Consider the following 17587-nt stretch of genomic DNA (forward strand, 5'->3'; position numbering starts at 1 on the left):
GGGTTGGTGTATTCACGAAAATAAACATTTTTTTGTGAAGTTATACCGTTATACAGTTATGCGGTTATACAGTGCCTGTTAGCTGAAATCATCCTTAAATGATTGTATAACTGTTTAACGGCATAACCGCATAACCGCATAACTGCATAACCCATTTTCCTCTATATTTGCACAAAGATCAATCATCAAAAATGGTCAAAGAATTTATTGCCCAAAGCCCTGAGATCCTTCCGGATACATTTGAAAGTACATGGAGTTCACCCAGTAATATAGCCCTGGTAAAATACTGGGGGAAGAAGGAAGGTCAGATCCCTGCCAATCCTTCCATAAGTTTTACCCTGGATCATTGCGCTACCACTACCCGGGTGAAGTTTACCAGAAAAGAGACTCCGGGAATCTCCTTCGACCTGCTTTTTGAAGGAGAGCCAAAACCATCTTTCAAGCCGAAGATCCAACAATTTATAGACCGTATTCTGCCCTATATGGAATTCCTGGAAGGCTATCATCTCGAGATCGATACCTCCAACAGTTTTCCACATTCCAGCGGAATCGCCTCTTCTGCCAGTGGTATGAGTGCGTTGGCACTTTGCCTGATGAGTCTGGAGGCTGCCTTGTCGGGAGCTGAAGAGGATGCCAACTTTTATAAAAAGGCGTCTTTCCTGGCCCGTCTTGGTTCGGGAAGTGCCTGCAGAAGCCTTGAAGGTCCTTTGGTAAGCTGGGGGCAACATGAGCATATCTCCGGAAGTTCAGACCTGTATGGTACGCCGTACAGAGGTCAATTGCATAAGACTTTTCTTGACTATCGCGATACCATCCTTTTGGTGGATAAAGGACAAAAGCAGGTAAGCAGTACCGTAGGACATGGATTGATGCATGGACACCCTTACGCTGAGGCCCGTTTTGAGCAGGCACATCGTAATTTGGCAGAATTGCTGGAAGTGCTTCAGAATGGAGATAGCCGGGCCTTTATCAGGATCGTTGAAAGTGAAGCCCTCACCCTTCATGCCATGATGATGAGTTCTAATCCGTATTTTATCCTGATGAAGCCAAATACACTGGAGATCATCAATAAGGTGTGGGACTTTAGAGAGAAGACCGGTTCTGCACTTTGTTTTACCCTCGATGCGGGAGCAAATGTTCATCTTTTATATCCCGGTTCGGAGGCTGATGAAGTGATGAAATTTATTGAGGACGAGTTAGTTGATTATTGTGAACAAGGGCAGTATATTTGCGACCGAATTGGTGAAGGCGCAAAAAGACGATAGTCGACAAAAGCCTAAATTAATCATAAATACAAGGCCATTTGCCTGCTGTTTTTTGAATTGAGCAGGGATATTGCTTATATTTAATTGTTAAAACATGCCCGGAAAAGGAATTTGTTAAGGGCAATAATGCTATGAAAGGTCCATTATTCTATTCTAAGATTCTCTTGTTTGGTGAGTACGGTATCATTAAAGATTCTAAAGGACTCTCCATTCCGTATAATTTTTACAACGGTGCCTTAAAGGTGGAAAAGGAGCTGAGCGAAGAAGCCTCAAGATCAAATCAGGGCCTCAAGCGTTTTGCCGATTACCTGGAGAAGTTGGAGCAGGAGCAGCCTGAACTCGTTACCTTCGATTTGAAGCGTATGCGGGAGGATGTGGCCCAAGGCATGTATTTTGACAGCAGTATTCCTCAGGGGTATGGCGTAGGCAGCAGTGGTGCCCTGGTAGCAGCCATTTACGATAAGTATGCCCAGGACAAGATCACCGTGCTTGAAAACCTTACCCGCGATAAACTGATCAGTCTTAAAAATATTTTCGGAGCCATGGAAAGTTTTTTCCATGGGAAATCATCCGGACTGGACCCTTTAAACAGTTATCTGAGTCTGCCTATTTTGATCAACAGCAAGGATAATATAGAGCCAACCGGGATACCTTCGCAAACGGAGAACGGAAAAGGCGCAGTTTTTCTTTTAGATAGTGGAATTGTAGGGGAAACCGCTCCGATGGTCCAGATCTTCATGGAGAATATGAAGCAGGAAGGATTCCGTAAAATGATCAAAGACCAATTCATAAAGCACACCGATGCCTGTGTTGACGATTTCCTTAATGGCGACGTTTCTTCCCTCTTCAGCAATATTAAAAAGCTGTCTCACGTTGTTCTTGATCACTTTAAACCGATGATCCCGGCACAGTTTCACAAGCTTTGGGAACAGGGTATCAAGACTAACGACTATTACCTGAAACTTTGCGGTTCAGGAGGTGGTGGATATATCCTCGGGTTTACCGAAGATATTGACAAAGCAAGGGAAGCCCTCAAAGACTACAAACTTGAGGTGGTATATCACTTTTAATATTTTTTGATTTCCCTGAATGCTAACCCGAAAACAACGTGTGATCCTACTTAAAATCCTGAGTTTGTTTTCAGTGGTAAGAGGCTATAATGTGCTGGTGATCGTCATTGCACAATACCTGGCCTCCATTTATATCATGGCTCCTGACATTCCTGTCAGAGAAGTGCTTTTTGATCCTAACCTGTTTGCCCTGGTGGCAGCTTCGGCCCTGGCTATTGCCTCGGGGTACATTATCAATAATTTTTACGATGCAGAAAAAGACCTGATCAACAGACCCCGCAAGTCGATTCTCGACAGGCAGGTAAGTCAGCGTTTTAAACTGTCAACCTATTTCATTCTGAATTTTATTTCGGTGGTATTTGCCAGCTATGTTTCCTTTAAAGCCGTGCTTTTCTTCGCTGCCTATATCTTCGGAATCTGGTTCTATTCGCATAAACTGAAACGTCGTGCTTTTATAGGGAATATCATTTCGGCCCTGCTGGCCATTACACCATTTTTTGCGGTGTTTATTTACTACAAAAACTTTGACCTTGTTATTTTTATCCATGCCATTTTCCTGTTCTTATTGATCCTGAACCGTGAAATGATCAAAGACCTTGAAAATATGAAGGGCGATTTGGTATATGACTACAAGACGGTTCCCGTGATCTACGGAGAAAGGGCTTCGAAAAGTATGATCACCGGGTTAAGTCTTTTAACCATTGCCGCAGCATGGCTGCTGATCAGGCAGTTTGAGATCGGGCATATGTATTATTACTTCTATGCCGCTATTATTATCCTGCTTCTTTTTCTCATCGTGCTTTGGCGTTCCGTATCCAAAGTTGATTACCTCCTGCTTCACAATATTCTCAAGTTTGTTATTGTAACAGGAGTGTTCAGTATTCTTCTTATTGATATTGATTTGGTGCTCAACCGGTTTTTTTAGCAGTTTGCAGTTTGCAGTTAGCGGTAGCACGTCTTCGCAGGGCCTTTTAAATTTGAGTTTTTGTGGAGGATAATGGTGGTCCATGCAAAGGAGCGAAATAGCTAAGAAGCAAAGGGTTCATATTTAGCACAACTGTAAATTATAGATGGTTCGTCTTCGCGAGACCGCTGAAATTTGATTTCTTGTGGAGGATGATGACTGATTGAAAATTAAAACAACAACGGGCTCCTTCCCCTGGTTAGGGGAAGGTGGCGCTGGCTCTCGATAACCATCGAAGAGTCGGGGTCGGAAGGGGTTGTATGATATTTCAACCTAAATCAACCCGCCCCGTCTCAGGGTTGCACCCTGAGCCACCCCTCCCTGTCCAAGGTGGGGAGCCACATTTTATAAACTATTTCAATAGAGATTTTAAATCCGTCAGTGGTAAGGGCCGAGCGTAAAAAAATGGTTCAGTGAACTATTTTAGTGAAGGCGCCAGCAGGCGCGTTGGCCAGAGCAGGTTGTGGCGATCTCCTAATCACATCACTGCAGCCTTAAAGAAGAAAAATTCTAATAGGAACCAAAGTAACATCATAGGTTTCTTCGCCTTTTAAGGCAGTGCTCAGGACTTTATTTTACATAGATGCAGTCCTGGTATAATAGTTATAAATAGGCTAATGTACCTGATTTGAGAGATTGCCACGCTTTATTTCATAAAGCTCGCAAAGACGATTGTAATTTAACTCGTCCCTCGAACTCTGATCCGAATTCCCTGAAAGAAAAAATGGCCTTTGCAGGTGTTTAATATATCTTTGCAATAAATACAAAGAACATGAGCAGACAGCAAAGGGGAAAAAGCGGAAAATCATCTGGACGTCAGGGTGGAGAAAAAGGACGCTATTCAGGAAGACAGGGTGGTAAATTCAGTAAGGCCAGTCATTCGAGAGGAAATTCTCCTTTGAAAAATCAGCCGCAAAACAAATCACAGCAACTCGCGGCCAACGAGATGCGGTTAAATAAATATATTTCTAACAGTGGTGTGTGTTCTCGCCGTGAGGCCGATATTTATATCCAATCGGGTAATGTGCAGGTAAATGGAGAAGTGATCACCGAAATGGGGTATAAGGTTAACCCGGAACGTGACGAGGTAAAGTTTGATGGTCGACTCATCAAGGCCGAGAAAAAGGAATACATACTACTTAATAAACCAAAAGCCTTCTCAGTAGCTCCTTCAGATAAGGGAAAGGCCACTGTTTATGACCTGGTCAGAAAAGCAACCTCTGCGAAGATTGAAGCCGTAGGTCGCCTGGGGCGGGCAGCTACCGGCCTTTTATTATTCACCAACGATAGTGATCTTATCAAAAGGTTGAATAATAGCAAGACCCCTCTTCGTCAGATCTACCATGTGGGACTTAATAAGCCTTTGAAAGACCAGGACCTGAAAAAGATCGCCAAGGGTATCCGCCTGGAAGAAGGAGTGGTTGAAGTAGAAGAGGTAACCTATACAGAAGGTGGCAATAAAAAAGAAATTGGCATCAAGATCTTCGGTAATAAAGATGGAGTGGTTAAACGAATCTTTGAATCGCTCGGATATGAGATCGTTATGCTTGACAGGGTGGTGTTTGGCGGACTTACCAAAAAAGACATTCCAAGAGGCTCCTGGAGAAAACTGGGCAAGCAGGAAGTTATCAACCTCAAAATGCTCTGATCGTCTCACCCAAGACCATTTCCTTAATAAATAAAAAGTAGATAATGCCGTACTGTAAGAATAGCAGTAGGGCAGACTCTGCATAGGGTTCGCTGGAATAGGTGTAATAGCTCAGCATGATGAGGCCGGTCCAGATAAGCACGAATTGTTTTCCTGCCAGGATAGAAAGCAACAGGGGAGTAATCAGGTACCAGGGATGCACTGTTGTTGATATTAAGAGGTAGATCACGATGGCCCATAACATTGATGTTATGAGTCCCTCCGGGGTTTTAATGCTCTTTCTGAAGGCAAGAATCAAAACGGTGGCTATGGTGATATACGGAATCCAGGGTGCCACGCTGCCAATAATATTATACCCCTTGACCAGGTAACCTGCCTCCCGGATCAGGTAATAGATACCGGCATTGAATTCAAAGGTGGAGAACCATAAATTCACAGAGGCTCTGAAGTGCTCTAAGTTTCCTAGAGAGAAAAATGGGGTGAAGCTCAGGGAAAAGAGCATCAGTACACAGCAGGAATAAATGACGGCAGTGATAAATTTTCGTGACCTCAGGTTGATCTCTCTTTCGCAAATGAACATAAAGATCAAGGGTAGAAACATTAAAGGGATCAGTTTTATGCTTATCGAGGCCGCTATAAATAGTGCCGACCACAGCCATTTTTTGTTAAAAAGAAACCACAAGCCACCCAGGAAGAAAAACATCATCATACCTTCAAAATGAAGGTTATGTCCTAATTCAATGATCACGAAAGGGTTTAAGAGGTATAGTAAAATGAGATGCTTGGGTAGTTGCAGGAATCCCAGCAGTTTTCGGCCATAGAACAGGATACCGACATCGGCAACCAGCAGCATTAATTTTAATGCTAATATCTTACCCGAAAGTGATGCTCCGCCTAGCAAGGCTGCCAGGGTAAAGAATAGCTGATTTAATGGCGGGTAATTGCTGTAGTGGGAGGCGCTGAGCTCTCCCATGCCGGAAAGCAGGACTTCGGCATTCGGTAAGACTTCCCGTAAGCCTTTATAGAGTGCTTCAGGATTTTCAAAATAGGGGTCATACCCTAACAGGATCAGCTCTCCGTCCCAGATAAACCGGTAAAAATCCTGTGATAAATTAGGAGGTTCCCAAAGCGTAAGGATCCTGAACAGAAACGCTGCGACCGCCAATGGCCAAAACAGTTGTTTACCGTTTCTGTACATCATCCAAAAGAATAGGAACAGCGCTGTATACAGTGCTATTAGTTTTGGAAAGTCAGTACGGTCTAAATGCTGGGTGAACTCAAAATAGCCAAGAAAGCTTAAAAGAACAGCTAATATCAGTGGTAAATAACTACGTAGGTTGGCCGGGTTCATGAATTTGAGGTAATGGAGTTATAGCTCACATAGCCGAATCCGAAGGCCAGCATCCCCATAAACATTAAAAAAGCATAGTCGCGAAGCTGCCAGGCAAGGATCAATCCGGCAATAAAGTATAGTGTTAACAAGACTTCCAGAACCGTATTGCGAGACAGTTTTTTGTTGAGGTATTTGTTAGAGATCCTGACTCCGGTAAATTCATTGATATTGAATTTCGGAGTTCTGATAAATTCACTCTTCTTACCGAGATGGCCTTCGATCACTGCAAAACTATTGTGGAGAGAAAAGCCAAGAGCTACGGCAAAAAAGGTAAAGAACATAGGCACGAACGACAGAAAACCATCAATGCCCCCTTTCTGCAGATTTTTATAGGTGAACCAGTAACAGATAAAAAGAATGACCGTACTTACCATGAAAATACCACTGAAGTCAAACCAAAAGCCCAATTCAGGTACGTAGTGTTTGACCATCATGACCGGCAAACTGAATACTGCGGCAATAAAGGCAAAGAGAAACATCGAGCTGTTAAGCAGGTGAATAATGCCATGTAATTTCGTAGATAAAGATAAACCCCGGGTATTGATGACCCGTTGTACTGATTTCCTGAAATTCTCTGCCCCTCCTTTATTCCATCGAAACTGTTGGGAACGCGCCGCCGAAATGATAATGGGTAACTCAGCAGGGGTTTCCACATGTTCAAGGTATTTGAACTTCCAGTTCTTTAACTGGGCCCGGTAACTCAGGTCAAGATCTTCGGTAAGGGTGTCACCTTCCCAGTTTCCGGCATCCAGGATACAGCTTTTTCGCCAGATACCCGCCGTACCATTAAAGTTGATAAAATGTCCTCTGGCATTTCTGCCTCCCTGTTCAATGGTAAAATGCGCATCCAGGGCAAAAGCCTGTATTTTGGTAAGAATGGAGTAGTTACGGTTCAGATGCCCCCAACGGGTCTGTACGACTCCTGTTTCAGAGTCTCTGAAATAGGGTACCGTTTGTTTTAGCCAGTCTTTTTCCGGCAGGAAATCAGCATCAAAGATGGCGATCAACTCCCCTTTGGCGGTGGCAAGCCCTTCTTTCAGTGCCCCGGCCTTAAAACCGGTACGGTCGGTACGGTGAAGGTGTTTTATGTCAATACCTGCTTCCTGTAATTCCCGAACCTTTTTACTGATCAGGCTAACGGTTTCATCGGTTGAGTCGTCAAGTACCTGGATCTCCAGTTTGTTTTTAGGGTATTCCAGTTGAGCAATATTGTCCAGTAACCGCTCTACGACATATAATTCGTTATAGATGGGTAATTGAACGGTTACCATAGGTGCCCCGGAAGTGTCAAAGGAATTAAAACGGGGCCGGTTGGCCTGTTCTTTGCGGTACTTCAGGTAATTAAAAAGAAGATTCAGCTGTGCCAGGCTGTAAAAAAATATCAACAGCAACGCCAGGCTGTAGATCCCAATTGCTATATGTGCAAATACCTCTGTCATTTTCTCATTCCGTATTTAAAGATCCATCCCAGTATTTTATAGCCGGCCATGAAGGTGCCTTTTACCGTTCCTGACACCTTAGAGACCCCTATGCGATTCCTGTATTTTACGGGAACCTCGGTGTAGCTAAGGTTGCTTTTTAAAGCCTTTAACTGCATTTCCACCGTCCAGCCATAGGTCTTATCCTCCATATTCAATGCCATCAGTATATCATACTTTATGGCTCGGAAGGGTCCCAGGTCGGTATATCGGGCCCCATAAAACCATTTCATCAGGGTGCATGCCAGGGCATTACCGAAAATTTGTTGCGGAGTCATTGCTCCCGCTTCTCTTTTTTCTTTAACTCTGGCGCCTATCACCAAATCCATACCCTCTTTTTGGATGGGTTGTATAACCTTGACCAATTCTTCAGGGTAGTCTGAATAATCTCCGTCCAGAAAGACCACAATGTCTGCCTTCTCCTCGGATTTTGTTATATGTTCAATGCCTTTAAGGCAGGCATAGCCGTAACCTTTTCTTTGCTCGCTCAGAACGGTTGCTCCGGCTTTTTTAGCCTGTTCTGCCGTCTTATCGGTAGAGCCATTGTCAACCACGATGACCTCGTTCACTAATTCGGGGATATCCTTTATCACGGAGGATATTGATCGTTCTTCATTGTAGGCAGGGATGATCACCTTGATCACATTCATCAATTCCGGGGCTTTATTCTGAGGTCTTTTCTTCCTTTATCAAATCAAGCAGGTCCAGGTCATTTCCGGTTAAAACAGCATCACTGTTAATGCGACCCTCCAACGGGCCATTTTCCAGCTTTAGTACTCCTCGCGGGCAAACAGCACTGCAAATACCGCAACCCACGCAGGAAGCTCTTACAATGTTCTCTCCTTTCTGGGCATAAGCTCTAACATCGATGCCCATTTCACAATAGGTAGAGCAGTTACCACAACTAATACACTGTCCGCCGTTGGTGGTAATTCTGAACCGGGAGAACAGTCGCTGCTGTAAACCGAGAATGGCCGCCATTGGGCATCCAAACCTGCACCATACGCGGTTGCCAAAGATAGGGTAAAATCCGGTGCCGATCACCCCCGAAAACACCGCTCCGATCAGGAAAGCATACCAGCTTCTCAGGCTTTCTGCCTGGAATAGAAAAACATTGCTTCCCGTTAAATAATGCAGCACAATTAGTCCTGAAATAATAGAGAAATAGCCAATAGCTCCGTAGCGGGCATCCTTTTTTAATTCCTGTTTTTTAAAGATCCATACAAGGGCAAACACCAGGGTTAATAATCCGGCTACCAGGAGGAGGAACACGTCTTTATTCAGCCAATATTTTTCAGCATCATATCCCAGGTAGGAATGGATGACCGCCGTGGTCATCAACACAGAAAATACGAGGACACTGTGCACTACCCACCGTTCAACCTTCCAGGCAAAAAGGCTGTTGTCTGACAGCTGGCGGAAAGGGTCTCCGGCCGTTTCGGCTAGTCCTCCGCAACCACACACCCAACTGCAATACCATCTTTTACCGTAGTAATAGGTTAATATGGGGGTGATAACGAGAATAGAAATAATGCCGAACACTAAAAGTGCGATCCCGATATCGCCCGCACTGATAAAGCTGTCTACCCTGTATTGCTCAAAGTTGTAATAATTAAGTGGCCAGATATTTTTCAGGTCGTAGTAGGGGAGTGAAAAGCTGTCTGAGTTAAGACGTGCCATAAGTTCCGGGATCAGAAAAGCAAACCCGGTCTGGAAAAACATCACACTGAAAGTTCTGATCCTTTCATAGGGGTTGTGCCTGTATTTCCATAGAAATTTTATACCAAAAGCCAGGATAGCTATTGTATACAGGGTGCCGTAAACAAACCATTGACTGGCCGGATTACCGCTCAGGATTTGACTTAAGGGATCAAAGAATCCTATGATCCCGGTGTTCTCTCCTTCATTGTTCAGACCTAAAAATTGAGGATAAAAATACAGAATAATATAAAAAAATGTGATCCCGATTCCCAGTAACCACCCCCACAGTCCTCTGTTGGTAAGGCTTTTTTGCCAGACTTGATTGTTCTTGATACCCGGAGGATGATGACGATACGCTTCGTAGCTGTATAGGATAATACTCAGGGTCAGCGTAATGAGACTACCCGTGAACCACCAGGTTTTATTGGGGAAATCGACATTAAAGGCCGCCAGCAAAAGTATACCTAAAGCTGCAACACCAAATATAGCCCATACGCGCTGTAATACGGTTGCGTTTGATGGTGGTGCCGACGCTATAGACATGGATGGGTTTGTTTTCATAGGGCTATGCAATGCTTATTTGTTGGTTGATGGATTCTTTAATATCCTGAAAATAATTGCGATAAAACTCAGGGTCAAAATTGGCCTTTTCGAGGTGCTCGATCACGGTTTCAACAGGGATTTCTGAGCGCAGACATTGATCAAAATATTCGTGTTTTAACCGTATCCCAAGGGTGTTAATGCCTAGGAATTTACCCGTTACAGGGTCGTAGGCTATATTGATCGCTTTATTATCGTTCCGGTTTTCCCAGTACAGATGTCGTTCTCTTTCAGAAGGAGTATTAGATACATTACCATAGGTCTGGTATTCAATATCCATGAATTTGGCCGAATTGAACCAAGGCCCGGGTCGGTATTTCCTGGGCTTCTCACACAAATGCCAGGCCAGGGTTTCTCCCATCATTCTCCCGGCATACCAAACAGCTTCAATGGCTTTCCTGCCTTGTGTTGGCGTTCGCAACTGGGCACAGTCTCCGATGGCATAAACATTTTCAATGTTGGTTTGCAGGTATTCATCGACCAGAATTCCGCGGTCTGTTTCAATATCTGAACCCTCAAGGTAGGAAATGTTGGGGGAGACTCCAGGGGTGAGACCACAAAGGTCACAGGGTATCTCAACATTATCTTCAGTTACCACACCACGCACGCGTCCCTGGTTGTTACTCAAAATCTCTTTCAGGTTGGTGTTAAGGCGAAGGTCGATACCGTGTTCTTTTATGTGCCGGGTGATCATCGCCGATTCTCCTTCGGGGAGTACATTACTCCAAAAACTTTTCTCCCTGACCAGAAAGGTAACGGGGATGTTTCTGCTTTGCAGCATTTCGGCCAATTCGATACCGATCAATCCTCCACCAACGATCACAGCCTGTCTGCATTCCTTGTTGTTTGGGGCATATTGTTCCAGCAGGTCCAGGTCTTGTTTTGAATACAAGCCCTGTACACCGCGCAGGTCCTGTCCGGGCCATCCGAATTTATTGGATACCGAACCGCTGGCTATGATCAGGATATCAAAGGAGTGATGTTGTCCGGAGCGTAGTTGGATGGTTTTGTTTTGTCCGTTTACCTTGACCACATGATCTTCAACAAGATCGATATTGTTCTTCTCCCAGAACCAATTTTCATAAGGTTGGGTATGCTCAAATTTCATATGCCCCATATAGACATACATCAGGGCTGTTCGCGAAAAAAAATACCTGGTTTCTGAAGAAATTACCGTAATTCGATGCTGACTTAGTTTTCTGATATGACGGGCAGCAGTAATACCCGCGATACCGTTTCCTATGATCACAATATTTTTCATGCAATGAAGTTGGTGGTTAGGTAGTCGTAAGGCAAGATAAGAACTTATCATTTAAAATGTTTTTTCGCCATTTTAAATGGGTTGAATTTGTAATTTACAGGTGAAAATCCTTCAAGAAATGGGAAAATTTTGGATCCTCCTGCTATGCGTTATGTTTGCTTCCTGTGCAACCGATCTTGACGTAAGAAAAAAGATCAGGGGGGTTAGCTATGTTGCGGTAAGAGATACCATTGGCCCGGAAGAGGTGAAGCCGCTTCAGGCCTTGAATGCCGACCACGCTTCGGTAATGCCCTATGGTTTCCTGAGGGATTCCGGAAGTTCGGAGGTGATTTACAATACTCCCAGGCAATGGTTTGGAGAGCGGGAAGAGGGGGTAAGACAATACATTAGGGAACTTCATAAAATGAATATCAGGGTTATGGTGAAGCCTCATTTATGGATAGGAAGAGGTTTTTTTACCGGCGATCTCACCATGGAGAATGAACAGGATTGGAAACACCTACAAGACTCTTACAGATCTTATATACTTTTTTATGCAAAACTGGCAGAAGAAGAAGGTGCGGAGCTTTTTTGTATTGGGACTGAACTTCACAGTTTTGCCATAGAGCGACCGGAGTTTTTTCGGGATCTCATTAGGGAAGTGAGGAAGGTGTTCTCAGGGGAGCTGACCTATGCAGAGAATTGGGACCAATACCAAAATATCTCTTTCTGGGGTGAGCTTGATCTGATCGGAGTCGACGCCTATTTTCCCTTAACCGCGAGCAAAACGCCCGAAGTAGATGAGCTTTTGGAGGAGTGGGAACGGCATAAAGATGCTCTTGAGGCTTGTGCCTTAAAATATGAAAAGCCCATTCTTTTTGCAGAGTATGGTTATAGAAGTACAGACTATAATACCAAAGCTCCCTGGGACAGTTCCCGAAAGGAGGTTTCAGTGAACCTTCAGGCCCAGGTCAATGCCTTGCGGGCCATGGCAGAAGTGATCTGGGAAGAAGATTGGTTTGCCGGCGGATTTCTTTGGAAATGGTTTCCTTTTCATCAAAAAGCGGGAGGGAAGGATGATAATCGTTTTACCATTCAAAATAAACCTGCCGAAGCCCTTATACGGGAGGTGTATAAAATACAAAAGTGAACCGAAGCTCACTTTTGTATTTTCTTTTAATAAGGAAACGAGATCTTATTCCATGATTCCGTCAACGATACCGTATTCAAGAGATTCTTCTGCATTCATCCAGTAATCACGGTTAAAATCTTTCATGATCTTTTCTACAGACTGTCCGCAGTTCTCGGCCAGGATCTTGGCGCCGATCTCTTTGGTCTTGATGATCTCTCTGGCCTGGATCTCAATATTTGAAGCCTGACCTTGAGCCCCTCCACTGGGCTGATGGATCATTACCCTGGCATAAGGGTACACAAAACGTCTTCCCTTTTCTCCTGCAGATAGCAAGATAGACCCCATAGAAGCAGCCAGTCCGGTACAAATGGTAGATACGGGGCTTTTAATAGCCTTCATGGTATCGTGTATAGCCATTCCTGAGGTTACATACCCTCCGGGACTGTTGATGATGAGTTGGATCTCATCGTTGCTCAGAGAATCCAGGTACATCAGTCGATCGATCACATGTTTTGCAGATTTGTCATCCACCTGTCCCCATAAAAATACCTTGCGTTGGTCAAGCAAGGCAGCGTCTATTTTATCTTGAATTTTCTTTTCTGCCATTGTTTCATTTTTTGTCTACTCAAATATAAAACTTTTGAGAGAAGAGCGCAGGTTTATTCTTCTAACTATTTTCATCAATACCAAGAGATGTTGTCGAGGGCAAAAATCAATGAAGAAACATGGGAAAACGGTGGAATTTCCATACTTTTCTTTAATAAGGATAATGGAAAACTAAAAAGCCTGGTGGATACCTATGAAATACATCGAAAGAACAGATAGTTTTGACTTTGATCATGCTCAGATCCGGAAATTTATTGATCCACTTAAAGATCTGGATACTGATCAGGAAAAGATCCGACAGGTTTATCTTATGGTTAGAGACGGATGGAGGTACAACCCCTACCATATAAGTTTTCAAAGGGAAGACTTCAGAGCAAGTACGATTGCTGAACGGCAGGATGGGCACTGTATTGATAAGGCGATCTTAATGGTGGCCATGCTAAGGGGGGTGGGCATTCCGTCAAGGCTTCACCTGGCCAAGGTAACCAACCATATGGCAGTGGATCGTCTTATCGAAAAACTTGGATCTGATGAGCTGGCCCCTCACGGAATGGTAGATGTATACCATAAAGGTGCCTGGTTGAAGGCTTCGCCCACTTTTAACAAGGAGCTTTGCGATAAGTTTGGGGTAGATCCCGTAGATTTTGACGGCAGTGCCGATGCATTATTACAACCTTATGACGCCAGGGGAGAGGTCTTCATGGAATACCTGGAAGATTACGGGCATTTCGAGGACGTCCCCTATGAATTTATATTGAACACCTTTAAAGAGAATTACCCTGAGATGTATGCTGCTTATAAAGATCAGGGCAGGGTTCGCTTTTAAACCTTTAGCGTATAGTCAGTCTTACAATTGGGGAGTAGCTCATTGGTAAAGGTGGTCATTGACTCCCGGTTTCTTATAAAAATTTTTAAAGATGAAATATAATAAGTTCATAACAGGAGTTCCTGCTGTATCTGAGATCGGGCTGGGTGCCTGGCAGTTGGGAGTAAACTCCGGCTGGAAAGGTATGTCGGAAAAGGAAGCTATAGATATGGTTGCCTATGCCTTAGATTCGGGAGTTAATTTTTTCGACACCGCTCCTAATTATGGTCATGGAAGCAGCGAGCTGCGATTGGGAAAGGCCTTAAAGGGAGCAGATCGGGATAAGATCGTAGTGAATACGAAATTCGGTCATACCGATACCGGAACTACCAATTATGACGCCTCCTATATTAGGACATCACTGGAGGGAAGCTTGCAAAGGTTGCAAATGGATTATGTGGACTCCCTGATCATTCACAACCCTCCAATGAGTCATCTGGACGGACGAACGAACGACCATTATGCTATTCTCGAAGACCTGAAGGCAGAAGGCAAGATCAAAGCCTATGGAGCTTCCTTGGATACTTTTGAGGAAATGAAACTTCTGATGGAGACTACCGGAGCCGGGGTTATTGAGGCCTTTTTTAACATCTTTCACCAGGATGCGGCCAGAGCTTTTCCTATGGCTTTGGAGAAAGAGGTGGGAATCATCGTAAAAATCCCCCTGGATTCCGGGTGGCTTACCGGAAAATACACGGAAGAAAGCACTTTTACGGATATTCGGGAGCGGTGGAGTAAGGAAGATATCATCACCAGGGGCAGGCTGGTGGAACGTGTGAGAGCGATCATCGGTCCCGGGCGGGATATGGCCAAAACTGCCATAGCTTTTTGCCTGGCTCATGAGGCCGTAAGCACGGTGATTCCCGGAAATATTTCCCGGGATCAGTTAAGAGGAAACCTGGAGAGTGCTGAACAACAACTTCCGCAAACCATGGTGGAAGCGCTCGAATCATTTTATAAGGAAGAAGTCGAAGCTTTGAAGTTACCCTGGTAAGACAAGAGAATGTTGATTTTAAGGAAAAAACAATTTTGAAATCACAGTCCGCAGAAGGTGGGGTGCCAGGATCAGAATTGTGCGTTCTCCCTGCCTGAATCGGCTGTGAAAAGAAAGGAAGAACGATGGTTTTGTACCACCACCAGGAGATCGGTTAGAGGAGAATCGGCATCAAAAGATGCAATACTGAGATCTGCCGGAGGCACCTTGTTCCAGAGTTCAGGAGTGTCTTTTCTTACCAAATGGAATCCTACGTTCTTAGGTAGCCTTGCACTTTCTTTTAACCGTTTTAAGAATATTTGGCCCTCACCGGTAGTTTGCTCCGGGTTGAGCTCTAGGATGATATTAAGGCGTGCATCCCAGTTTTCTTCAAGAAGAAGCCCCATCAGTATGGCCAGATCGTTATTTCCTAATTCTCTTTTGGTTTCCCAATTTTCAGGAATATCTGCCAACCAGAGATTGATGCTCTTTTCCAATCCCAGTCCTACCTGGGCAAAGGGAATGTAGAGCAGTACGCCTCTATTGGCATTAATTTGCTTACGGATCAACAATTCATAGGAATCAAAGCCACGGGTTCTGGAATCGATCCTGAGAAAAACAGAGTTCGGTTTAAAATAGGCGGCGTCCAGAGCCTGTATACCCACCTGAACGCTTTGATCAAAGTACTCACTTTCAATAAAAGAATAGGTAATGGAATCTCCCGAGCGTTTCATTTTGGAAACAAGCAGAGGTATTTCTTTTTTGAGCAGTTCCAGGGCATCCCCTGTTCCAATACCAAGTACTTTAAGAGAGCCTTTGGGATGAACAATAGCATAGATCAACCGAAAGGAAGATCGCAGATCACGGGGTTGCTCTACAGCAACCAGCAGGTCGGGCTGCCATGACCTGGGCTCATTGTGCTGTGAGAGGGAGGCTGAACGCTCTGTAGCCCATTTGGCCAGGGCAGTGAATAAACCACTTCGGGCATAACCACCGGTATAGTTTAGGTGTTTGCGCATGAGGTAGGCATAAACAAAAAATACCGTAATAATAGAAACCAGGGAGAATAACGGACTGACCACGAACATGGCCAGAAGACAGAGCAGGGTTCCTGCCAGGGGTATAAAAATAGGAATGCTGAAGGTGGGTCGAAAACTGGGTAATGACAGGCTTTGTTCTATGAGTACCACCAGGTTGATCATGACGTAGGTGATAAGAAAGAAAAGCGTGATCAGGGGTGCTATGAGATTAAGCTCTCGAAGTAAAAGAGCAGCAAGAACAATGATCCCTGTAAACAAAATAGCTCCGGCAGGTTCACCTCTATTATTACGTTTGCTTAGCTTGTCAGAGAAGGGAAGAATGTTATTCCTGGCAATGGCTTCAAGCACCCTTGGGGCTCCTATAAAGGAGGTGAGGGCAGAGGAAAAAGTTGCTCCGGCCAGTCCGGCTAATACCAGGGCAGGCATATAGGCATGATCTATAAAGAAGGTGTAATTGTCAACCAGCTCTTTCACCTCGCCCATATAGGCCGCAATAATAGCCAGGGCAATATAAATAAGGGTGGTAATGGCAACAGCGAGCAGGGTACCTTTGGGGATGCTTTTCCTCGGATTCTTAAGATCTCCCGACATGTTCAACCCGGCCATGATGCCGGTAACTGCAGGAAAAAATACCGCGAAAACCAACCAGAAATTTGCGCCTATAAGTTCTCCTTCACTGGCCTGTACAAAATCGCCTATGATCTTTGGCTGCTCAAAGTTTTCCAACTGTAAAAATCCAAGAACAATGGAGGTAATGGCAACGATGATCAAAGCCAGGATAACATATTGGATCTTAAAGGCCAGCTTGGTACTGGTATAGGCAATGCCGAATACCAATAAGAACACAGTAAGGTCTACCAGCAAGGGATAATGGTCGGGAAAGATCCATAACCAGCCTTCCCTGAAACCAAAAATATACATGGCCACCGCTATGGCCTGTGAGAGGTATAGAGGAATTCCTATACTGCCTCCGATCTCTAAACCGAGCGATCTTGATATAATAGCAAAAGCTCCTCCAAATCCGATACGTATATTGGTGATCACCGACGAAAGCGACAGGCTGGTGAGCAGGGTGATGGAAACGGAAATAAGAATGATAAGTATGGCTCCGCCCACCCCGGCATTACCAACTACCCAGGGTAACCTTAAAAACAGGATGATCCCAAGAATGGTAAGTAAGGTGGGTACAAATACCCCCTGAACAGTATTGAATTGGTTATGATTGGAATTCGTTGCCACAGACTACCTTGAATGCTCTATACAAGTTAGCTAAATTTTAGTCAGATGGTGTTGAATATCAGGGGATAAATCAAGTTTTCAAATTCCCAAAGGGCGAAGAGGCAAAGAAGCGAACCTGCCTGCCGAAGGCAGGGGGGCGAAGAAGCAAAGGAGGACCGAGCGTATAAAAATGTCTGGTGGACATTTTTAGTGAAGAGGCCAGGTTGCGCGGTGACAAGCAAAGAAGCAAAGAAGTGAAGGAGTAAATCGGCAAATGGGCAAATAGGTGAATAGGCTAAGGAGCGAAGGAGGACCGAGCGTTGAAAAAATGTCCGGTGGACATTTTTAGCGATGGGGCCAGCAGGGGCGGTGGCTGGCAGTCTCAAACTCAAAC

14 protein-coding genes are annotated in these 17587 nt (G+C 44.5%); 7 read left to right on the forward strand and 7 right to left on the reverse strand.

Annotated features, from left to right (window positions below):
* Positions 1 to 191 precede the first annotated feature (191 nt).
* From E7Z59_RS05480 to E7Z59_RS05495, 4 genes are all read left to right on the forward strand, one after another.
* Positions 192 to 1265: a diphosphomevalonate/mevalonate 3,5-bisphosphate decarboxylase family protein gene (locus tag E7Z59_RS05480; RefSeq protein WP_136335269.1), complete on the forward strand. Its 1074-nt coding sequence runs from the start codon at positions 192 to 194 to the stop codon at positions 1263 to 1265.
* Between the two features lie 131 nt (positions 1266 to 1396).
* Positions 1397 to 2335 carry a mevalonate kinase family protein gene (locus E7Z59_RS05485; protein ID WP_136335270.1) on the forward strand — a complete coding sequence of 313 codons (939 nt, stop codon included), beginning with the start codon at positions 1397 to 1399 and terminating at the stop codon, positions 2333 to 2335.
* 19 nt (positions 2336 to 2354) lie between these two features.
* Complete coding sequence (locus E7Z59_RS05490; protein WP_136335271.1) at positions 2355 to 3260, forward strand: geranylgeranylglycerol-phosphate geranylgeranyltransferase; 906 nt, start codon at positions 2355 to 2357, stop codon at positions 3258 to 3260.
* Positions 3261 to 4071: 811 nt separating this feature from the next.
* Complete coding sequence (locus tag E7Z59_RS05495) at positions 4072 to 4947, forward strand: pseudouridine synthase (protein ID WP_136335272.1); 876 nt, start codon at positions 4072 to 4074, stop codon at positions 4945 to 4947.
* Here E7Z59_RS05495 and E7Z59_RS05500 read toward each other — a convergent pair.
* The 5 genes from E7Z59_RS05500 to E7Z59_RS05520 are packed head-to-tail and all read right to left on the reverse strand — an operon-like array spanning position 4934 to position 11380.
* Positions 4934 to 6298: a glycosyltransferase 87 family protein gene (locus E7Z59_RS05500; RefSeq protein ID WP_136335273.1), complete on the reverse strand. Its 1365-nt coding sequence runs from the start codon at positions 6296 to 6298 to the stop codon at positions 4934 to 4936. The two genes, E7Z59_RS05495 and E7Z59_RS05500, sit on opposite strands and share 14 nt — an antisense overlap.
* A complete protein-coding gene (locus E7Z59_RS05505; protein WP_136335274.1) occupies positions 6295 to 7779 on the reverse strand; it encodes a cellulose synthase family protein in 1485 nt (494 codons plus the stop codon). The genes E7Z59_RS05500 and E7Z59_RS05505 overlap by 4 nt, the downstream gene beginning before the upstream one ends.
* Positions 7776 to 8468 carry a glycosyltransferase family 2 protein gene (locus E7Z59_RS05510; RefSeq protein ID WP_136335275.1) on the reverse strand — a complete coding sequence of 231 codons (693 nt, stop codon included), beginning with the start codon at positions 8466 to 8468 and terminating at the stop codon, positions 7776 to 7778. The genes E7Z59_RS05505 and E7Z59_RS05510 overlap by 4 nt, the downstream gene beginning before the upstream one ends.
* A gap of 13 nt (positions 8469 to 8481) precedes the next feature.
* The gene (locus E7Z59_RS05515) at positions 8482 to 10062 is read right to left on the reverse strand and encodes a 4Fe-4S binding protein (RefSeq protein WP_242015608.1); all 1581 of its coding nucleotides are present in this window, start codon (positions 10060 to 10062) and stop codon (positions 8482 to 8484) included.
* 22 nt (positions 10063 to 10084) lie between these two features.
* The gene (locus tag E7Z59_RS05520) at positions 10085 to 11380 is read right to left on the reverse strand and encodes an NAD(P)/FAD-dependent oxidoreductase (protein ID WP_136335277.1); all 1296 of its coding nucleotides are present in this window, start codon (positions 11378 to 11380) and stop codon (positions 10085 to 10087) included.
* Between the two features lie 118 nt (positions 11381 to 11498).
* On the opposite strand from E7Z59_RS05520, the gene E7Z59_RS05525 reads away from it, so the two are divergent.
* A complete protein-coding gene (locus E7Z59_RS05525) occupies positions 11499 to 12509 on the forward strand; it encodes a glycoside hydrolase family 113 (protein ID WP_136335278.1) in 1011 nt (336 codons plus the stop codon).
* Between the two features lie 45 nt (positions 12510 to 12554).
* Here the strand turns inward: E7Z59_RS05525 and E7Z59_RS05530 are convergent, their stop codons facing one another.
* Complete coding sequence (locus tag E7Z59_RS05530; RefSeq protein ID WP_136335279.1) at positions 12555 to 13097, reverse strand: ClpP family protease; 543 nt, start codon at positions 13095 to 13097, stop codon at positions 12555 to 12557.
* Between the two features lie 193 nt (positions 13098 to 13290).
* On the opposite strand from E7Z59_RS05530, the gene E7Z59_RS05535 reads away from it, so the two are divergent.
* Both E7Z59_RS05535 and E7Z59_RS05540 read left to right on the forward strand, forming a co-directional pair.
* Positions 13291 to 13923 carry a transglutaminase-like domain-containing protein gene (locus E7Z59_RS05535; protein ID WP_136335280.1) on the forward strand — a complete coding sequence of 211 codons (633 nt, stop codon included), beginning with the start codon at positions 13291 to 13293 and terminating at the stop codon, positions 13921 to 13923.
* Between the two features lie 91 nt (positions 13924 to 14014).
* A complete protein-coding gene (locus E7Z59_RS05540) occupies positions 14015 to 14956 on the forward strand; it encodes an aldo/keto reductase (protein WP_136335281.1) in 942 nt (313 codons plus the stop codon).
* 71 nt (positions 14957 to 15027) lie between these two features.
* Here the strand turns inward: E7Z59_RS05540 and E7Z59_RS05545 are convergent, their stop codons facing one another.
* Positions 15028 to 17214 (reverse strand): amino acid permease, encoded by a 2187-nt coding sequence (locus E7Z59_RS05545; RefSeq protein WP_136335282.1) that lies wholly within the window; start codon positions 17212 to 17214, stop codon positions 15028 to 15030.
* Positions 17215 to 17587: the final 373 nt, after the last annotated feature.

The sequence above is a fragment of the Robertkochia marina genome (genome assembly GCF_004799345.1).
GTDB classification, from domain to species: domain Bacteria; phylum Bacteroidota; class Bacteroidia; order Flavobacteriales; family Flavobacteriaceae; genus Robertkochia; species Robertkochia marina.

Excerpts from the sequence above, each read along its gene's own strand:
- E7Z59_RS05495 (WP_136335272.1), top strand. The coding sequence starts at position 4,072 with ATGAGCAGACAGCAAAGGGGAAAAAGCGGAAAATCATCTGGACGTCAG.
- E7Z59_RS05540 (WP_136335281.1), top strand. The coding sequence starts at position 14,015 with ATGAAATATAATAAGTTCATAACAGGAGTTCCTGCTGTATCTGAGATC.
- E7Z59_RS05515 (WP_242015608.1), bottom strand. The coding sequence starts at position 10,062 with ATGTCTATAGCGTCGGCACCACCATCAAACGCAACCGTATTACAGCGC.
- E7Z59_RS05510 (WP_136335275.1), bottom strand. The coding sequence starts at position 8,468 with ATGAATGTGATCAAGGTGATCATCCCTGCCTACAATGAAGAACGATCA.
- E7Z59_RS05505 (WP_136335274.1), bottom strand. The coding sequence starts at position 7,779 with ATGACAGAGGTATTTGCACATATAGCAATTGGGATCTACAGCCTGGCG.
- E7Z59_RS05535 (WP_136335280.1), top strand. The coding sequence starts at position 13,291 with ATGAAATACATCGAAAGAACAGATAGTTTTGACTTTGATCATGCTCAG.
- E7Z59_RS05485 (WP_136335270.1), top strand. The coding sequence starts at position 1,397 with ATGAAAGGTCCATTATTCTATTCTAAGATTCTCTTGTTTGGTGAGTAC.
- E7Z59_RS05500 (WP_136335273.1), bottom strand. The coding sequence starts at position 6,298 with ATGAACCCGGCCAACCTACGTAGTTATTTACCACTGATATTAGCTGTT.
- E7Z59_RS05525 (WP_136335278.1), top strand. The coding sequence starts at position 11,499 with ATGGGAAAATTTTGGATCCTCCTGCTATGCGTTATGTTTGCTTCCTGT.
- E7Z59_RS05480 (WP_136335269.1), top strand. The coding sequence starts at position 192 with ATGGTCAAAGAATTTATTGCCCAAAGCCCTGAGATCCTTCCGGATACA.
- E7Z59_RS05530 (WP_136335279.1), bottom strand. The coding sequence starts at position 13,097 with ATGGCAGAAAAGAAAATTCAAGATAAAATAGACGCTGCCTTGCTTGAC.
- E7Z59_RS05520 (WP_136335277.1), bottom strand. The coding sequence starts at position 11,380 with ATGAAAAATATTGTGATCATAGGAAACGGTATCGCGGGTATTACTGCT.
- E7Z59_RS05490 (WP_136335271.1), top strand. The coding sequence starts at position 2,355 with ATGCTAACCCGAAAACAACGTGTGATCCTACTTAAAATCCTGAGTTTG.